The sequence below is a fragment of the Cellulomonas sp. NPDC055163 genome (assembly GCF_053607065.1).
In genome coordinates this window covers 22,891-39,816 of the sequence record NZ_JBSGSU010000009.1, presented here as the reverse complement: position 1 = coordinate 39,816, position 16,926 = coordinate 22,891, and the positions used below count along the sequence as shown (strand labels likewise).

The following is a 16,926-nucleotide window of genomic DNA, read 5'->3' as shown; positions in this document are numbered from 1 at the left end:
CCCCGGGGGCCCGCATGGGCCCGGCGACACCCGCTGCGCCACGTCGCGCTGTCGTCCCACCGCACGCATCCCCGTGTCACCCACCGCACGTCACGCCAGGAGGCGCCCGCATGAGCGACCCGTTCGCCGCAGCGGAGCCGCTGCTCGCCGAGCACGCCGAGATCGAGACCCAGCTCGCCGACCCGGGGGTGCACGCCGACGCCGGGAGGGCCCGCAAGCTGGGCCGGCGCTACGCCGAGCTCGGTCAGGTCGTCGCCGCCTACCGGGCGTACCGCGCCGCGACCGACGACGTGGCCGACGCCCGTGAGCTCGCGGGGCTCGACGACGCGTACGCCGCCGAGCTGCCCGCGCTCGAGGAGACCGCCGCCGCGGCCGCCGAGCGCCTGCGCCGTGTGCTCGTGCCGCGCGACCCGGACGACGCACGCGACGTGATCCTCGAGATCAAGGCCGGCGAGGGCGGGGAGGAGTCCGCGCTGTTCGCGGGCGACCTGCTGCGCATGTACCTGCGCTACGCCGAGCGCCGCGGCTGGAGGACGGAGGTGATCGAGTCCACGGAGTCGGACCTCGGCGGCTACAAGGACGTCCAGGTCGCGGTCAAGGCCCGCGGCACGCTGACCGACCCCGCGCAGGGCGTGTGGGCGAGCCTGAAGTACGAGGGCGGCGTGCACCGCGTGCAGCGCGTCCCGGTCACGGAGTCGCAGGGCCGCATCCACACGTCGGCCGCCGGCGTGCTCGTGCTGCCGGAGGCCGACGACGAGGCGGAGGTCGGGATCGACCCCAACGACCTGCGCATCGACGTGTTCCGCTCGTCCGGGCCGGGCGGCCAGTCGGTCAACACCACCGACTCCGCGGTGCGCATCACGCACGTGCCCACGGGCATCGTCGTGTCGATGCAGAACGAGAAGTCCCAGCTGCAGAACCGCGAGCAGGCGATGCGCGTGCTGCGCGCCCGTCTCCTGGCGGCGAAGCAGGAGGAGGCCGCGGCTGCGGCGAGCGAGGCGCGCCGGTCGCAGGTGCGCACGGTCGACCGCTCGGAGCGCATCCGGACGTACAACTACCCGGAGAACCGGATCGCGGACCACCGCACGGGCTACAAGGCGTACAACCTCGACGTCGTGCTCGACGGCGACCTCGACGCGGTCGTCCGCTCCGCGATCGAGGCGGACGAGGCGGCCCGGCTGGCCGCTGCTGGGGCATGAGCCCGACGACGCTCGCGGCTGCGCTGCGGGACGCCGAGCGCACCCTGACCGCCGCCGGCATCGGGTCGGCGCGCGTCGACGCCGAGCTGCTCGCGGCGCACCTGCTGGGGGCGGTGTCGGGCCGCGAAGTGAGCCGCGGCGAGGTGCAGACCGCGGCGCTGCTGGGCCGGCCGGCGCCCGCGGGGTACGCCGAGCTCGTCGGTCGTCGCGCCGCGCGTGAGCCGCTTCAGCACCTCACCGGGCGCGCGCCGTTCCGGGGGGTCGAGCTCGCCGTCGGGCCCGGCGTCTTCGTGCCTCGCCCGGAGACCGAGCAGGTCGCGGAGCACGCGGTGCGCGAGGCCGCGGACGTGCTCGCCCGCACCGGCTCGGCGCTCGTCGTGGACCTGTGCACGGGCTCGGGTGCGATCGCCGTCGCGGTCGCCCTCGAGGTGCCCGGCGCCGTCGTGCACGCGGTCGAGCTCGACGCCGCGGCGCACGCCTGGGCGGCGCGCAACGTCGCGGAGCTGGCCCCGGGCGTCCGGCTGCACCGCGGTGACGCGCGTACGGCGCTGCGGGCGCTCGACGGCACGGTCGACGTCGTCGTCTCGAACCCCCCGTACGTGCCGCCGGGCGCGGTCCCGGTCGACCCCGAGGTCGCGCACCACGACCCGGCGGTGGCGCTCTACGGGCTCGGCGCCGACGGGCTCGAGGTGCCGCGCGGGATCGTCGCGGCCGCGGCGCGCCTGCTGCGGTCGGGCGGGCTGCTCGTCATGGAGCACGCGGAGGTCCAGGACGCCGCGGCGCGCGCGATCGTCGAGGCGACGCGCGCGTTCACCGGGGTCGGCACCGCGCTCGACCTCGCCGGCCGCGCGCGCATGGTGCTCGCCCGACGCGCCGTTCCCGACCGGGCGGACGGCATGGCGCCCGGCCCCTCCGTGGGAGACTCGCAGCCGTGAGCCTGCTGCGCATCAAGGACGCGACGGACCCCGCGACGTGGGGGCCGTCCCTCGACGCCGCCGTGGAGGCGCTCGGCCGCGGCGATCTCGTCGTGCTGCCCACGGACACGGTCTACGGGATCGCCGCCGACGCGTTCGACCCGGCGGCCGTCCAGGCGCTGCTCGACGCCAAGGGACGCGGCCGGCAGATGCCGCCGCCCGTGCTCATGCCTGACCTGCGCACGCTCGACGGCCTCGCGACCGCCGTCCCCGACGCGGCGCGCGCCCTCGCGGAGGCCTTCTGGCCCGGCGGCCTGACGCTCATCGTGCGCGCGCAGCCGTCGCTCGCGTGGGACCTCGGCGAGACGCACGGGACGGTCGCCCTGCGCGTGCCCGACCACCCCGTCGCGCTCGAGCTGCTGCGCCGCACGGGACCGCTCGCTGTGTCGAGCGCGAACCGCACAGGCAAGCCCGCCGGCACCGACGTGCGCGAGGCGTACCGCCAGCTGGGCGCGCGCGTGCCCGTGTTCCTCGACGGGGGAGAGGCGCCCGGCGGGGTGTCGTCGACCATCGTCGACGCGACCGGCGACGTGCTGCGCGTCGTCCGCGAGGGCGCGATCGGCCTCGAGGAGCTGCGCGCGGTCGCGCCGGTCGAGGGCCCGGCCCCGGCGCCGGACGCTGCCGCGCCGGACGCTGCCGCGCCGGGGGCTGCGACAGCCGACGCCGCGGGCGCCGACCCCGCGACGCCCGAGCCCGCGAGCGCCGCCCCCGCGACGGCAGCCACGGCGCCCGTGGCGACCGTGAAGCCGTCCGCGGCGCGCCCGTCGCCCGCCCCGACCGGCGACCCCACCGACCGCACCGACCCTGCCGACGACGCCCCGTCGGACGACACCCCGCAGCCGGGCGGTGAGCCGGGCCGGTGAGGGTCTACCTGCTCCTCCTGCTGGTCTCGGCGGCGACGACCTACCTCATGACGCCGCTCGCCCGGTGGTGCGCGCTGCGCTTCGGGGCCATCACCGCGGTGCGCGACCGCGACGTGCACGCCATCCCGACGCCGCGCCTCGGAGGCCTCGCGATGCTCGTCGGGCTGCTCGTCGCGCTCACCGTCGCGAGCGGCCTGCCCTTCCTCAGCAGCGTCTTCACCGACCCGCGCTCCATCTGGGGCCTCGCGGGCGGCGCGACGACGGTGTGCCTGCTCGGCGTCGCGGACGACATCTGGGACCTCGACTGGGTCACGAAGCTCGTCGGCCAGGTGCTCGGCGCGGGGTTCATGGCGTGGCAGGGCGTGCTGCTCTTCCAGCTCCCGATCTTCGGCGACGTGGTGATCGGCTCGGAACGGGTGTGGCAGGCGCTCACGGTGCTCGTGGTCGTCGTGGCGATGAACGCCGTGAACTTCGTCGACGGCCTCGACGGGCTCGCCGCCGGGATGATCGGGATCGGCGGCACCGCGTTCTTCCTGTACTCGTACTGGCTCACGATCCTGACGGTCGAGGGCGGCCGGGGGAACTACGCGAACCTCGCGACGCTCGTGCTCGCGGTGCTCGTCGGGATGTGCGTGGGCTTCCTGCCGCACAACGTGTACCCGGCGCGCATCTTCATGGGCGACTCGGGGTCGATGCTGCTGGGCCTGGTCATCGCCGCGGCGACGATCATCCTGACCGGCCAGCTCGACGCCTCCGCCCTCCCCGCGAACGAGGGCGCCGCCCTCCTGCCGCGGCAGCAGATCCCGGTCTTCGTGCCGATCCTGCTCCCCGTGGCGGTTCTGCTGCTGCCGCTGCTCGACATGGGTCTCGCCGTGGTACGCCGCGTCGGGGCGGGCAAGTCCCCGTTCCACCCGGACCGCATGCACCTGCACCACCGCCTGCTCTCGCTCGGGCACTCGCACCGCAGCGCGGTCGGGATCATGTGGATCTGGACGGTCGTGTTCGCGTTCGGCACCGCGTCGCTCGTCGTGCTGTCGACGACGCAGGCGCTGTGGGTGCTCGGCATCGGCATGGTCGTGGCGGCGCTCCTGACGCTCGGGCCGCTGCGCGGCAAGGACGGCGGCGCGCAGCCGATCGTCACCGGGGTGACCCCGGTCGTCCCGCCCGCGCCCGGCGAGCCCGCGCCCGACGCGCACGCGACGGGCTCCCGGTCCGCGGAGCACCGCGCAGCGACCCGCACGACCGTCGGCCCCGGTCGCCCCACCAGCACGACCCCCGGCCCCGCCCGGCCCACGGCCGGCCACCCGACCCCGGAGAAGCGACCATGACGTCCTCGGACCCCCAGCCCACGCCCGCGCGCCCGTCGTCCTCCGCGGCGGCCGACGCCGTCTTCCGCCGCGCGCTGCGCGACATGCTCGTGCTGCTCGCGGCGCTCTCGGTGCTCGGCGTGGGCATCGGGTGGCTCGTCGCGGGCTCGGCGGGCGTCTGGGGGGCGCTCATCGGTGTCGGCCTCGCGCTCGTCTTCTCGGGCACGACCGTGGTCTCGATGCTGCGCACCGCGCACGCGAGCCCGCAGGCGATGGCGGGGGTCGTGATGGGCGCCTGGCTCGGCAAGGTGATCGTCGTGATCGTGGTCCTCGCGGTCCTCCGCGACCTCGACTTCTACGACCGGACGGTGCTCGCGGTCGTGCTGCTCGCGGGCGTCCTGGGCTCCGCGCTGCTCGACTACCGAGCGGTCACGAACGGCCGCATCCCGTACGTCGAGCCCGCGGACCGCGGTCCGGAGGGCGCGGGTTCATAGGTTAGGCTTCACCCATCCATGACGGCCAGGTTCCTACGGCGTGCCCGCACTGATGCGGCCCGCCCGGCACCGTTGACCACCAGGAGCTCGCACTGTCCAGCCTCGCGATGATCGCCCCCCTCGCCACCGAGGAGGAGAGCGGGTTCCACGCGCCGTCCATCGCCGACTTCTTCCCGGCGCCCATCCTCTTCGAGGGCACGTTCTTCGAGTTCAACCGGCTCCAGATGGTGCGCCTGATCGCCGCGGCGGTGCTGATCGTCGTCTTCGTCATCGCGGCGAAGCGGGCCAGGCTCGTCCCGGGCCGCGGTCAGAACGCCGCCGAGATGCTCCTCGACTTCGTGCGGGTCAACGTCGCCGAGGAGATCATCGGCAAGGCGAAGGCGCACAAGTACGTCGCGCTGCTGACGACGCTGTTCCTGGCGATCCTCGCGTTCAACCTCACGGGCATCATCCCGGGCCTGAACATCGCGGGGTCGTCGCTCATCGGCGTCCCGGTCATGCTCGCCCTCTGGGTCTACGTGATGTACCTCGGCGCCGGCGTCAGGGCGCACGGGGTGGGCGGCTTCCTCAAGATGAGCCTGTTCCCCCCGGGCGTGCCGGTCTTCATGTACGTGCTGCTGACCCCGATCGAGTTCCTGACGGTGTTCGTCCTGCGGCCCGCGACGCTCGCGCTGCGACTCATGGCCAACATGGTCGCCGGTCACCTCATGCTCGTCCTGTGCTTCTCGGCCACCCAGTTCTTCATCTTCGAGGCCACGGGCGCCATGAAGGTGTTCGGTGCCCTGACCTTCGTCTCCGGCTTCGCGCTGACGCTCTTCGAGGTCTTCGTCGCCGCGCTCCAGGCGTACATCTTCGTGGTGCTGACGGCCGTGTACCTCAGCCTCTCCATCGAAGACGAGCACTGACCCACACCCCCCGGGGGTCGCTCGACCCCCACCCACGAACGAGCGTCCGACCGACCGGTCTGGCGCCCAACGGAAGGAACGAGCAACCGTGGCACTTGCGGAAACCACCACCGTCCTCGCCGAGGTCTCGGGCAACGTCGCGACGATCGGCTACGGCCTCGCGGTCATCGGCCCCGGTATCGGCCTCGGCATCCTCATCGGCAAGACGATCGAGGGCATCGCGCGCCAGCCCGAGGTCGCCGGCCAGCTCCGGACGACGATGTTCATCGGTATCGGCTTCGTCGAGGTCCTCGGCCTGCTCGGCCTCATCACCGGGTTCCTCTTCACGTGAGCAGCGTCGCGACGTCGGCGGCCCTGATCTCGGCCGCCGAGGGAGAGTCCGTGGAGGGCATCCAGCTGCTCATCCCCGAGTTCTACGACATCTTCTGGTCGACGATCGTCCTGCTGATCATCGCGATCGCGTTCTACAAGTACGTCCTGCCGAAGTTCAACGCGGTGCTCGACAAGCGCACCGAGCTGATCCAGGGCGGCATCGCGAAGGCCGAGTCGGCCCAGGCCGAGGCGGCCGCGGCGCTCGCCGAGTACCACCAGCAGCTCCAGGACGCCCGCACCGAGGCCGCGAAGATCCGCGAGGACGCGCGCACCGAGGCCGGGCAGATCGTCGCCGAGTCCCGCACCAAGGCGCAGGAGGAGGCGGCCCGCATCGTCGAGACCGCGCACCGGCAGATCGAGGCGGAGCGCCAGCAGGCGTCGGTCTCGCTGCGTGCCGACGTCGGGGCGCTCGCGACCCAGCTCGCCTCCAAGATCGTCGGCGAGTCGCTCGAGGACACCGCGCGCCAGTCGCGCGTCGTCGACCGTTTCCTCGACGAGCTCGAGGCCAGCACCACGGCGAACGCCGGTAAGGGGAACTGATGCGCGGGACGAGTCAGGCGTCGCTGCGGAGCGTGGAGAACCGGTTCGAGCCGGTCCTCCGTGCTGCCGGCGTCGAGTCGGCGACGCTGGGCGAGCAGCTCTTCGCCCTGGTCGACGCCCTCGACTCGTCCGGCGCGCTGCGCCGGACGCTCGCGGACCCGTCGGCCGACGGCGAGGCGAAGGCGCGGCTCGTGGCGCACGTCCTCCAGGGCGCGCACACGAGCACGGTCGCGGTCGCGCAGGAGCTCGTCCGGGCGCGCTGGTCCGCGGACGTCGACCTGACCGAGGCGATCGAGCACCTCGCGTTCCACGCGGTGCTCGCGTCGGCCGAGGCGACGGGCACGCTCGAGCGTGTCGAGGAGGACCTGTTCCGCGTCACGCGCGCGCTGGCGGGTCAGCGTGACGTCCGGCGGATCCTGTCGGACGACGCGACGTCGACCCCCGAGGCACGCGTGCGGCTGCTCGACGCGATCCTCGCGGGCGGGGCCACCCCTGCCGCGGCGCTGCTCGCGCGGCGGGCCACGGCGAAGCCGCGCGGTCGGCGCTTCGTGACGACCCTCGGGCACGTCGGCGACCTGGTCGCCGAGCGCCGCAGCCGCCAGGTCGCGACCGTGACGTCGGCCACCGAGCTCTCGGCGGTCCAGCGCACCCGGCTCGAGGGCATCCTCGAGCGCGCGTACGGGCAGCCCGTCCAGCTCAACGTGATCGTCGACGAGAACGTCCTCGGCGGCCTGCGCATCCAGGTCGGGGCCGAGGTCGTCGACTCGACGGTGCTGTCCCGGCTCGCCGACGCCCGGCGCCGACTTGCCAGCTGACGGCCGCGCTCCGCGCCCCGTCCCCAGAACGCGTTCGACCCGCACGCGACCCGCGTGCGACACGACAGGAGAGAAGCAATGGCTGAGCTGACGATCCGGCCGGAGGACATCCGCTCCGCGCTGGACAGCTTCGTGAAGTCCTACGAGCCCACCGGTGCGGTCACCGAAGAGGTCGGCCGGGTCACCCTGGCGGGCGACGGCATCGCGCAGGTCGAGGGTCTGCCCGGCTGCATGGCCAACGAGCTGCTGCGCTTCGAGGACGGCACGCTCGGCCTCGCGCTCAACCTCGACGTCCGCGAGATCGGCGTCGTCGTGCTCGGTGAGTTCACCGGCATCGAGGAGGGCCAGGAGGTCCGCCGCACGGGCGAGGTGCTCTCCGTCCCGGTCGGTGACGGCTACCTCGGTCGCGTCGTCGACCCGCTCGGCGAGCCGATCGACGGCCTCGGCGAGCTCGTCACGGAGGGTCGCCGCGCGCTCGAGCTGCAGGCACCCGGCGTCATGCACCGCAAGAGCGTGCACGAGCCGCTCCAGACGGGCCTCAAGGCCATCGACGCGATGATCCCGATCGGTCGCGGCCAGCGTCAGCTCATCATCGGCGACCGCCAGACGGGCAAGACGGCGATCGCGATCGACACGATCATCAACCAGAAGGCGAACTGGGAGTCGGGCGACCCGACCAAGCAGGTCCGCTGCATCTACGTCGCGATCGGCCAGAAGGGCTCGACCATCGCCGCGGTGCGTGGCGCGCTCGAGGAGGCCGGTGCTCTCGAGTACACGACCATCGTCGCGTCGCCGGCGTCCGACCCGGCCGGCTTCAAGTACCTCGCGCCGTACACCGGCTCGGCCATCGGCCAGCACTGGATGTACCAGGGCAAGCACGTCCTCATCGTGTTCGACGACCTGTCGAAGCAGGCCGAGGCCTACCGTGCCGTGTCGCTGCTGCTGCGCCGCCCGCCGGGCCGCGAGGCGTACCCCGGTGACGTCTTCTACCTGCACTCCCGCCTGCTCGAGCGTTGTGCCAAGCTCTCGGACGAGCTGGGCGGCGGCTCGATGACCGGTCTGCCGATGATCGAGACGAAGGCCAACGACGTCTCGGCGTACATCCCGACCAACGTCATCTCGATCACCGACGGCCAGATCTTCCTGCAGTCGGACCTCTTTAACGCCGACCAGCGCCCCGCCGTCGACGTCGGCATCTCGGTGTCCCGCGTCGGTGGTGCCGCGCAGGTCAAGGCGATGAAGCAGGTCTCCGGCACGCTCAAGCTGGACCTCGCGCAGTTCCGCTCGCTCGAGGCGTTCGCGATGTTCGCCTCGGACCTCGACGCCGCGTCGCGCGCGCAGCTGACCCGGGGGGCGCGCCTCATGGAGCTGCTCAAGCAGGGCCAGTACAGCCCGTACCCGGTCGAGGACCAGGTCGCGTCGATCTGGGCCGGCACCAAGGGCAAGCTCGACGACGTCCCGATCGAGGACGTGCGCCGCTTCGAGACGGAGCTGCTCGACCACCTGCGTCGCAACAGCGAGGTGCTGACCACGATCGCGTCGACGGGCAAGCTCGACGAGGCGACCGAGTCGGCGCTGTCCTCGGCGATCGACGACTTCCGCAACGGCTTCCTCAAGGGTGACGGCTCGCCGCTCGTCGGCGGGGACGACGAGGCGGAGTCCGTGCCGGTCGAGCAGGAGCAGATCGTCCGTCAGAAGAAGGCCTGACCGATGGCCGGTACCCAGCGCGTCTACAAGCAGCGGATCAAGTCGACGCAGGCGCTCAAGAAGATGTTCCGGGCGCAGGAGCTCATCGCCGCGTCCCGCATCGGGCGTGCGCGGGGCCGGGTCGCGCAGGCGACGCCGTACTCGCGGGCGATCACGCGTGCCGTGTCGGCGCTCGCGACGCACTCGACCACGTCGCACCCGCTGCTGACCGAGCGCACCGACACGAACCGTGTGGCGGTGCTGCTCATCGCGTCGGACCGTGGCATGGCGGGTGCGTACTCGGCGAGCGTCATCCGCGAGACGGAGCGGCTCGTCGAGCGGCTCCAGGCGTCCGGCAAGGAGGTCGCGCTGTACGTCTCCGGACGTCGCGCGGTGTCCTACTACACCTTCCGGCGTCGTGAGCTCGTGGCGCAGTGGCAGGGCGGCTCGGACGCGCCGCAGGTCGACGTGGCCGACGACATCGCCGACACGCTCCTCAGCGCCTTCGGTGCCCCGGCCGAGGCCGGCGGCGTCGGCGAGCTGCACGTCGTGTACACGCAGTTCGTCAACATGGTCACGCAGCGGCCGCGCGTCATCCGGATGCTGCCGCTCGAGGTCGTCGAGGGCGTCGCCCCCGCCGGCGAGGGCGACGCGCTGCCGCTGTACGACTTCGAGCCGAGCCCGGAGGCCGTGCTCGACGCGCTGCTCCCGCGCTACGTCCGCAGCCGCATCTACAGCTGCATGCTGCAGGCGGCCGCCTCCGAGCTCGCCGCCCGCCAGCGGGCCATGCACACGGCGACCGAGAACGCCGAGGACCTCGTGCGCATGTACACGCGGCTCGCGAACCAGGCCCGCCAGGCAGAGATCACCCAGGAGATCAGCGAGATCGTGTCGGGCGCCGACGCGCTCGCCTCCTGACACCAGCACGACCCAGACCACGCCGGAGTCCGCTCCGGACGAGCGAAGCGAGGCAGGACATGACCGCCACCACCGTCGACGCCACGGCGACCGACCCGGGCGCGCCCGGAGTGGGTCGCGTCGCCCGGGTCATCGGCCCCGTCGTGGACATCGAGTTCCCGTCGGACCAGATCCCGGACATCTACAACGCGCTCCAGGTCGACATCGACCTGTCCTCGCAGGGCGAGGGCGAGCAGGACGGCTCGTTCACGATGACGCTCGAGGTCGCGCAGCACCTCGGTGACTCGCTCGTGCGCGCCGTCGCGCTGCGCCCCACGGACGGCCTCGTCCGCGGTGCGCTCGTCCGTGACACGGGTGCGCCGATCAGCGTGCCCGTCGGCGACGTGACCAAGGGCCGCGTCTTCAACGTGATCGGCGAGGTGCTCAACCTCGAGGAGGGCGAGAAGCTCGAGATCACCGAGCGCTGGCCCATCCACCGCAAGCCCCCGGCCTTCGACCAGCTCGAGTCGAAGACGCAGATGTTCGAGACCGGCATCAAGGTCATCGACCTGCTCACGCCGTACGTGCTCGGCGGGAAGATCGGCCTCTTCGGTGGTGCGGGCGTCGGCAAGACGGTCCTCATCCAGGAGATGATCCAGCGCGTCGCCCAGAACCACGGTGGTGTGTCGGTGTTCGCCGGTGTCGGCGAGCGGACCCGTGAGGGCAACGACCTCATCGTCGAGATGGAGGAGGCGGGCGTCTTCGACAAGACGGCCCTCGTCTTCGGCCAGATGGACGAGCCGCCGGGCACGCGTCTGCGCGTCGCCCTGTCCGCGCTGACGATGGCGGAGTACTTCCGCGACGTGCAGAAGCAGGACGTGCTGCTCTTCATCGACAACATCTTCCGGTTCACGCAGGCCGGCTCGGAGGTCTCGACGCTGCTCGGCCGCATGCCGTCCGCGGTCGGCTACCAGCCGAACCTGGCCGACGAGATGGGTCAGCTGCAGGAGCGCATCACCTCGACGCGTGGTCACTCGATCACGTCGCTCCAGGCGATCTACGTCCCCGCCGACGACTACACCGACCCGGCGCCGGCCACGACGTTCGCGCACCTCGACGCGACGACCGAGCTCAGCCGTGAGATCGCCTCGCGCGGTCTGTACCCCGCGGTCGACCCGCTCGCCTCGACGAGCCGCATCCTCGACCCGCGCTACGTCGGCCAGGCGCACTACGACACGGCCACGCGCGTGAAGTCGATCCTGCAGCGCAACAAGGAGCTCCAGGACATCATCGCGATCCTCGGTGTCGACGAGCTGTCCGAGGAGGACAAGACCGTCGTCGCCCGGGCACGCCGCATCCAGCAGTTCCTGTCGCAGAACACCTACATGGCCGAGAAGTTCACGGGTGTCGTGGGCTCGACGGTCCCGGTCGCGGAGACCGTCGAGGCGTTCTCGCGGATCGCGGACGGCGAGTTCGACCACATCGCCGAGCAGGCGTTCTTCAACATCGGCGGCCTCGAGGACCTCGAGCGCAACTGGGCCCGGATCCAGAAGGACTACGGCGTCTGACGCCGCGGTCCACGACCGGGTTCGAACTGAGAGGGAGTCAGCATGGCTGAGCTGGAGGTCGACGTCGTCGCCGCCGACGGCAAGATCTGGTCGGGCCACGCGCGGCAGGTGAGCGCGCCGGCCGCGGACGGGGAGATCGGCATCCTCGCCGGGCACACCCCGGTGCTGTCGGTGCTGCGTCGCGGCGAGGTGCGGGTCGCCCGGGCCGGCGGCGAGGTCCTGCGCTGGACGGTCGGAGGCGGGTTCCTGTCCGTCGACTCGGACCTGGTTACGGTCGTGGTGGACTCGGTCGAGGACACGACCGGCGCCCAGGTCACGCACTGACGGAGTCGTCATGTCAGGGCAGCAGATCGCTCTCGTGCTCCTCGGAGCCGTGGTCGTCGCCCTGATCGTGCTCGGTCTCAGCGTGTCGAGGCTGGGCCGGCTCACGCGTCGCGTCGGGTCCTTCGAGTGTGCGTTCCGCCGCTCGGAGGGCCCGTCCGCGTCGTGGGTCACGGGGGTCGGCCAGTACGGTGCCGAGAGCCTGTACTGGTGGCGTGCGCGGTCGCTGTCGGTGCGGCCGTCGCGGTGCTGGCGCCGGTCGGCGATCGTCGTGTGCGAGCGCGCGGTGATCGAGGAGTCGGTGCGCTTCGGCCGTCAGGTCGCCGTGCGGTGCACGGTGCTGGGCGAGTCGTTCGACCTGCTGATGAGCCCCGAGGCGTCCGCGGGCCTCACGTCGTGGCTCGAGGCCACCCCACCGACGATCAGCCGCGTGATCTGACGGCGCGACGTCGCCGTCCACGAGAGGAACCCCCGCATGCGCCTCGTCGTCGCGCGCTGCTCGGCGCGCTACAGCGGCCGGCTCAACGCCCATCTCCCGCTCGCGACCCGGCTCGTCCTGGTCAAGGCGGACGGGAGCGTGCTGCTGCACTCCGACGGCGGCTCGTACAAGCCGCTGAACTGGATGAGCCCGCCGTGCTCGCTCGCGATCGGCGAGCCTGACGCGGAGGCCACGGAGCGTGGCGTGAGCCAGGTGTGGACCGTGCAGCACGCGAAGAGCGACGACCGGCTCGTCGTGGAGGTCCACGAGGTCCTGCACGACTCGGCGCACGAGCTGGGTGTCGACCCGGGGCTGGTCAAGGACGGCGTCGAGGCGCACCTCCAGGAGCTGCTCGCGGCGCAGATCGACCTGCTCGGCGGCGGTCACACGCTGGTGCGGCGGGAGTTCCCGACGGCGATCGGGCCGGTCGACATCCTCGCGCGCGACGCCGCGGGCGTGGCGGTCGCGATCGAGATCAAGCGCCGGGGGGACATCGACGGCGTCGAGCAGCTCACGCGCTACCTCGAGCTGCTGAACCGGGACCCGCACCTGGCCCCGGTGCGTGGTGTCTTCGCGGCGCAGGAGATCAAGCCGCAGGCCCGGGTCCTCGCGACGGACCGCGGGATCGCGTGCGTCGTGCTCGACTACGACGCCATGCGTGGCGTGGACGACGTCGACTCGCGCCTGTTCTGATGCCGGCGCCCGCGCGCGGCGAGGGGTCCGTGGGGCGACCCGGCCTGACCTACCCCGAGGTCGCGGCGACACGCGGGGGTCCTCTGCCGGCCGGCTACCGGCACCTGCACGTGCGTCACCGGCTCGGCCGGGGTGACCTCGACGCCGTCGGGCGCGGGCTGCTCGCCTGGCGCGTGCACGCCGCGGCGCACGTCACGGTGCGCGCCGACGCCCCGGTCGCCGACGTCGGGGTGGACGTCCGCACGTACCTGGGCGCGGGCCCGCTCCGTGTCGTGGTGCCGTGCCGGGTCGTGTGGGTCGAGGCGGGGGAGAGCGCGGTGGGCTTCGCGTACGGGAGCCTGCCCGGCCACCCGTTCACCGGTGAGGAGTCGTTCCGGGTCGAGCGTGACGACGCCGGCGTGCTGTGGTTCGTCGTCGACGCCTTCAGCCGCCCGGCGTGGCGCTGGCTCGTGCCGCCGCTCGCGTGGGCGGTGCCGCTCGTCCAGCACGCGTACCTCCGCCTCCTCGCACACGGCGCCCGGCGGCTCGCCCGCGCCCGCTGAGACCGGGCCGCGGGCTCAGCCGCCGAACGTCAGCTCGGCGAGGCGCGCGGGGCCGGCGAGCACGATCCGCAGGTCGGTCACGGCCTCCGTCAGCCGGTCCCACCCCGTGCCGCGGCTCGTCTCGACGGTGCTCCAGTCGTGACGCCCACCCTCCGCCGGGACGTCGGCGGACGCTGCGGTCAGCCACGTCCCTGAGCCGTCGCGCACCTCGACGCGCACCGACGCAGCGCCGGCGCGGGTCCGGGCGACGGTGAGCCCGAGGCGGGCGGCGCCGCGGGCGTCGACGTCCCGCAGCGTCACGCCCGCGGAGCCGCCGCCCCGGGGGACCTGGACGGCGTCGCCCGCGTCGCGCGTGCGCTCGGCGAGCTCGATGCCGTCGTGGTCGTCGAAGTCGGCAGCCCGCAGCGGGCCGGTCAGGGCGGCGCGCGGTGCGGCGGGGACCCCGGTGACGACCACCTCGGCGCTCACCGGCAGGTCCGCCGAGGAGGCGCCCGCGTGGAGCACGTACGTCCCGGGCTCGACGACGAGCGCGCCGCGCGTGACGTCCCAGACCGCGAGGTCGGCGACGCGCACGCGGACGCTCGCCGTGGCGGCGGCACCGGGCGCCAGGGGCACGCGGACGTGGCCGAGCAGGCGGCGGCGGGGGACGGGGAGCCGGTGGTCGACGGCGCTCGCGTAGACCTGCACGAGCTCGTCGACCGGGCGGTCCCCGGTGTTCGCGAGGTCGACCTCGACGTCGAGGTGCGCGTCGGCGTCGACCCGGACGGCGGCGGCCGCGTCGGGCCGCTGCGTGGCGGCCGGGACGGTGCCGACCGTGGCGCCGGGCGCGGCCACGACCCGGAGACCGCGGTGCTCGACGGTCGTGTACGAGAGCCCGTGCCCGAACGCGTACAGCGGCTCGTGCCGGGCGTACCAGTAGGTGGAGCCTGCGGCGATCACGTCGTAGTCGAGCAGGTCGCCGACGTGGGACTCGTCCGCGACCCAGGTCTGTGCGAGGTGGCCGGACGGCTCGACGTCCCCGACGAGCACGTCGGTGAGCCCGTGCCCGAGCTCCTGGCCGGCGTGGGAGGACCACACGACCGCGGCGGACTCGTCGGCCACGGAGCCGAGGACGTACGGGTAGGAGGACACGACCGCGAGCACCGCGCGCGGGTTGGCGTCGCGGGCGGTGCGCCACAGCTCGGCGGACGCGTCGGGCAGGCGCAGGTGCGGGCGGTCCTCCGTCTCGCGCCCGAGCAGGTGCGGATCGTTCCCGACGGCGACGACCACGACGTCGGCGGCCGCAGCGGCCTCGGCGACCTGGGCGTGCCCGGACCGTAGCGTGCGCAGCGTGAACCGCTCGGCGTCCGCGGCGTCGTGGGCCTCGGCGACGAGCGTCCCGGTGGTGTCGTTCTGGACCCGGACCCAGCGGCCCGAGCCGACGTGCTGGACCGACCAGGTGCCGTCGGTGTGCCGGTGCAGCCGGAAGCTCTCCTGGGCGACCCAGCCCCCGACGCGCTCGGCGTCGGCGCGCACGACCCACCCGGCGCCGGACCACAGCAGCCCCGAGCGCACGCCACGGAGCGTCACGAGACCCTCGCCCCACGACGTCACGTCGAACGCCGCACCGGCCTCGGTCGCGGCGGAGGCGTCGGCGGTGAGCGGGGTCGCGGCGTCGAGCTGCCGGACGTACGCGCCCGTCGTCGTGGAGCGCAGCGCGACGCGCTCGGCGCCGTCGGCGACCCGGACCGCGGACGCCCCGAGCCGCTCGGCGAGCGCGCTGCCGAGCCCGACGAGGTAGGGCGGGGTGCCGGAGTACCAGTCGTGCAGCACGCGGTCCGCGAGCGGACCGACGACGGCGACGCTCGCGCCGGCCCGCAGCGGGAGCACGCCGTCGTTCTGCAGCACGACGACGGCGCGCGCGGTGGTCTCGCGCGCGAGCGCACGGTGCTCGGGCAGGTCGAGGGCGTCGGCGCCGACTCCGGCGTACGGGTCGAGGTCGGGGTCGAGCTCGCCGGTCGCGAGGCGCAGCTCGAGCTGGCGCAGCACGGCCCGGTCGACCTCGGTCTCGGTCAGCAGCCCGCGCTCGAGCGCGGCGTGCAGGCGCTCGACGGTGGGGCGGGCGTCGGCGTCGTTGTCGGTGAACGAGTCGACGCCCGCGCGCACCATCGCCGCGTGGCTCTCGACGTGGTCGTCGTAGTAGCGCTCGAACGTCACGAGGTTGCCGGGCGCGGCGGCGTCCGAGACGACCAGGAGCGAGGCGTCGGTCCAGCTGCGCAGCTCGTCGAGGAGCTCGCGCGCGACGTGGTTGGGCCGCCCGTTGACGAGGTTGTAGGACGGCATCACGGCGCCGACCACGCCCGCCTCGATCGGTCCGCGGTACGCCGGGAGCTCGTACTCGTGCAGCACGCGCGGGCGCAGCTGCGAGCTCGTGAGCGCGCGGTCGGTCTCGTTGTTGTACGCGAGGAAGTGCTTGAGGGTCGGCACGGTGCGCCAGTAGACGGGGTGGTCGCCGCGCAGGCCTCGGGCGTAGGCGGTCGCGAGGTGCGCGGTGAGGTGCGGGTCCTCGGAGAAGCCCTCCTCGTTGCGGCCCCACAGCGGGTGGCGCAGCGGGTTCACGACCGGCGCCCAGACGTTGAGGCTCACGGCGGGGTCGGCGGCGTGCTTGGCGCGCAGCTCGCTGCCGACGACCTCGCCGACCCGGGTCAGCAGCGCGGCGTCCCAGGTCGCGGCGAGCCCGACGGGCTGGGGGAACGACGTCGCGACGCCGAGCCACGCGACGCCGTGCAGCACCTCGGCGCCGGTGTGGAACGGGCGCAGCCCGAGGCGCTCGACCGCCGGCGCGTGCTGGTGCAGCAGCGCGACCTTCTCGTCGAGGGTGAGCCGGGCGAGCAGGTCGCGGGCGCGCACGGGGAACGGCTGCGCGGGGTCGCGGTAGGTCGGGGCTGCCTGGAGGTCGTCGTCGGCCACGGGGGTCCCTCGTTCTGGTGCGGTGGGCGAACCGGCCCTGCGCTGCGGCAGCGACACGCTGCGGGCGGACCGGTTCGATCGGATCGTCGAACCGTTTCGACGATAGCAGCCACGCGCTGGGCGTGACGCGGGCCACACGCTAGCGGACGTGTGCGTCGCGGTCGAGCCGCTTATGACCGGCACTCCGGCCTCCTCGCGAGTGTCGTGCTCTCCATCCGGGCAGTGGTTGCCCGCCCGCGGGGAGAGGCCGTAGAGTGCGGGCGTCGAACCGCTTCGATGTTCGCGGATCGACCGACACACCCGCACAGATCACGGACGATCGC

17 protein-coding genes are annotated in these 16,926 nt (G+C 73.4%); 16 read left to right on the top strand and 1 reads right to left on the bottom strand.

What is annotated here, in order from left to right:
* Nucleotides 1-110 precede the first annotated feature (110 nt).
* The 16 genes from prfA to ACWFNE_RS17275 all read left to right on the top strand — a co-directional run bounded on the left by prfA (nt 111) and on the right by ACWFNE_RS17275 (nt 13,654).
* Nucleotides 111-1,199: a peptide chain release factor 1 gene (gene prfA / locus ACWFNE_RS17350; protein WP_452123672.1), complete on the top strand. Its 1,089-nt coding sequence runs from the start codon at nt 111-113 to the stop codon at nt 1,197-1,199.
* Nucleotides 1,196-2,134 carry a peptide chain release factor N(5)-glutamine methyltransferase gene (gene prmC / locus ACWFNE_RS17345; RefSeq protein WP_452123671.1) on the top strand — a complete coding sequence of 313 codons (939 nt, stop codon included), beginning with the start codon at nt 1,196-1,198 and terminating at the stop codon, nt 2,132-2,134. Before prfA ends, prmC begins: the two co-directional genes overlap by 4 nt.
* Nucleotides 2,131-3,036, top strand: a complete 906-nt coding sequence (locus ACWFNE_RS17340; RefSeq protein ID WP_452123670.1) for an L-threonylcarbamoyladenylate synthase — start codon at nt 2,131-2,133, stop codon at nt 3,034-3,036. Before prmC ends, ACWFNE_RS17340 begins: the two co-directional genes overlap by 4 nt.
* Nucleotides 3,033-4,364, top strand: a complete 1,332-nt coding sequence (locus tag ACWFNE_RS17335) for an undecaprenyl/decaprenyl-phosphate alpha-N-acetylglucosaminyl 1-phosphate transferase (RefSeq protein ID WP_452123669.1) — start codon at nt 3,033-3,035, stop codon at nt 4,362-4,364. Before ACWFNE_RS17340 ends, ACWFNE_RS17335 begins: the two co-directional genes overlap by 4 nt.
* Nucleotides 4,361-4,837 (top strand): hypothetical protein, encoded by a 477-nt coding sequence (locus tag ACWFNE_RS17330; protein ID WP_452123668.1) that lies wholly within the window; start codon nt 4,361-4,363, stop codon nt 4,835-4,837. Before ACWFNE_RS17335 ends, ACWFNE_RS17330 begins: the two co-directional genes overlap by 4 nt.
* A gap of 107 nt (nt 4,838-4,944) precedes the next feature.
* A complete protein-coding gene (gene atpB / locus ACWFNE_RS17325) occupies nt 4,945-5,742 on the top strand; it encodes a F0F1 ATP synthase subunit A (RefSeq protein ID WP_452123667.1) in 798 nt (265 codons plus the stop codon).
* 88 nt (nt 5,743-5,830) lie between these two features.
* Entirely contained in the window at nt 5,831-6,073 is a 243-nt protein-coding gene (gene atpE / locus ACWFNE_RS17320; RefSeq protein ID WP_452123666.1) for an ATP synthase F0 subunit C, read from the top strand.
* Complete coding sequence (locus ACWFNE_RS17315) at nt 6,070-6,654, top strand: F0F1 ATP synthase subunit B (protein WP_452123665.1); 585 nt, start codon at nt 6,070-6,072, stop codon at nt 6,652-6,654. The genes atpE and ACWFNE_RS17315 overlap by 4 nt, the downstream gene beginning before the upstream one ends.
* Entirely contained in the window at nt 6,654-7,469 is an 816-nt protein-coding gene (locus ACWFNE_RS17310; protein WP_452123664.1) for a F0F1 ATP synthase subunit delta, read from the top strand. Before ACWFNE_RS17315 ends, ACWFNE_RS17310 begins: the two co-directional genes overlap by 1 nt.
* Nucleotides 7,470-7,547: 78 nt before the next feature.
* Nucleotides 7,548-9,176 (top strand): F0F1 ATP synthase subunit alpha, encoded by a 1,629-nt coding sequence (atpA, locus tag ACWFNE_RS17305; RefSeq protein WP_452123663.1) that lies wholly within the window; start codon nt 7,548-7,550, stop codon nt 9,174-9,176.
* Between the two features lie 3 nt (nt 9,177-9,179).
* Nucleotides 9,180-10,073: a F0F1 ATP synthase subunit gamma gene (locus ACWFNE_RS17300; RefSeq protein ID WP_452123662.1), complete on the top strand. Its 894-nt coding sequence runs from the start codon at nt 9,180-9,182 to the stop codon at nt 10,071-10,073.
* Nucleotides 10,074-10,132: 59 nt separating this feature from the next.
* Complete coding sequence (gene atpD / locus ACWFNE_RS17295) at nt 10,133-11,620, top strand: F0F1 ATP synthase subunit beta (protein WP_258723899.1); 1,488 nt, start codon at nt 10,133-10,135, stop codon at nt 11,618-11,620.
* Between the two features lie 42 nt (nt 11,621-11,662).
* The gene (locus tag ACWFNE_RS17290; protein ID WP_452123661.1) at nt 11,663-11,944 is read left to right on the top strand and encodes a F0F1 ATP synthase subunit epsilon; all 282 of its coding nucleotides are present in this window, start codon (nt 11,663-11,665) and stop codon (nt 11,942-11,944) included.
* A gap of 10 nt (nt 11,945-11,954) precedes the next feature.
* Entirely contained in the window at nt 11,955-12,380 is a 426-nt protein-coding gene (locus ACWFNE_RS17285; RefSeq protein WP_452123660.1) for a DUF2550 domain-containing protein, read from the top strand.
* A gap of 36 nt (nt 12,381-12,416) precedes the next feature.
* Nucleotides 12,417-13,112 carry an endonuclease NucS gene (gene nucS, locus ACWFNE_RS17280; protein ID WP_452123659.1) on the top strand — a complete coding sequence of 232 codons (696 nt, stop codon included), beginning with the start codon at nt 12,417-12,419 and terminating at the stop codon, nt 13,110-13,112.
* Between the two features lie 29 nt (nt 13,113-13,141).
* The gene (locus tag ACWFNE_RS17275) at nt 13,142-13,654 is read left to right on the top strand and encodes a DUF1990 family protein (RefSeq protein ID WP_452123658.1); all 513 of its coding nucleotides are present in this window, start codon (nt 13,142-13,144) and stop codon (nt 13,652-13,654) included.
* A 15-nt stretch (nt 13,655-13,669) separates the two neighbouring features.
* On the opposite strand, the gene ACWFNE_RS17270 is transcribed toward ACWFNE_RS17275, so the two are convergent.
* The gene (locus ACWFNE_RS17270; protein ID WP_452123657.1) at nt 13,670-16,603 is read right to left on the bottom strand and encodes a glycoside hydrolase family 3 C-terminal domain-containing protein; all 2,934 of its coding nucleotides are present in this window, start codon (nt 16,601-16,603) and stop codon (nt 13,670-13,672) included.
* Between the last annotated feature and the right edge of the window lie 323 nt (nt 16,604-16,926).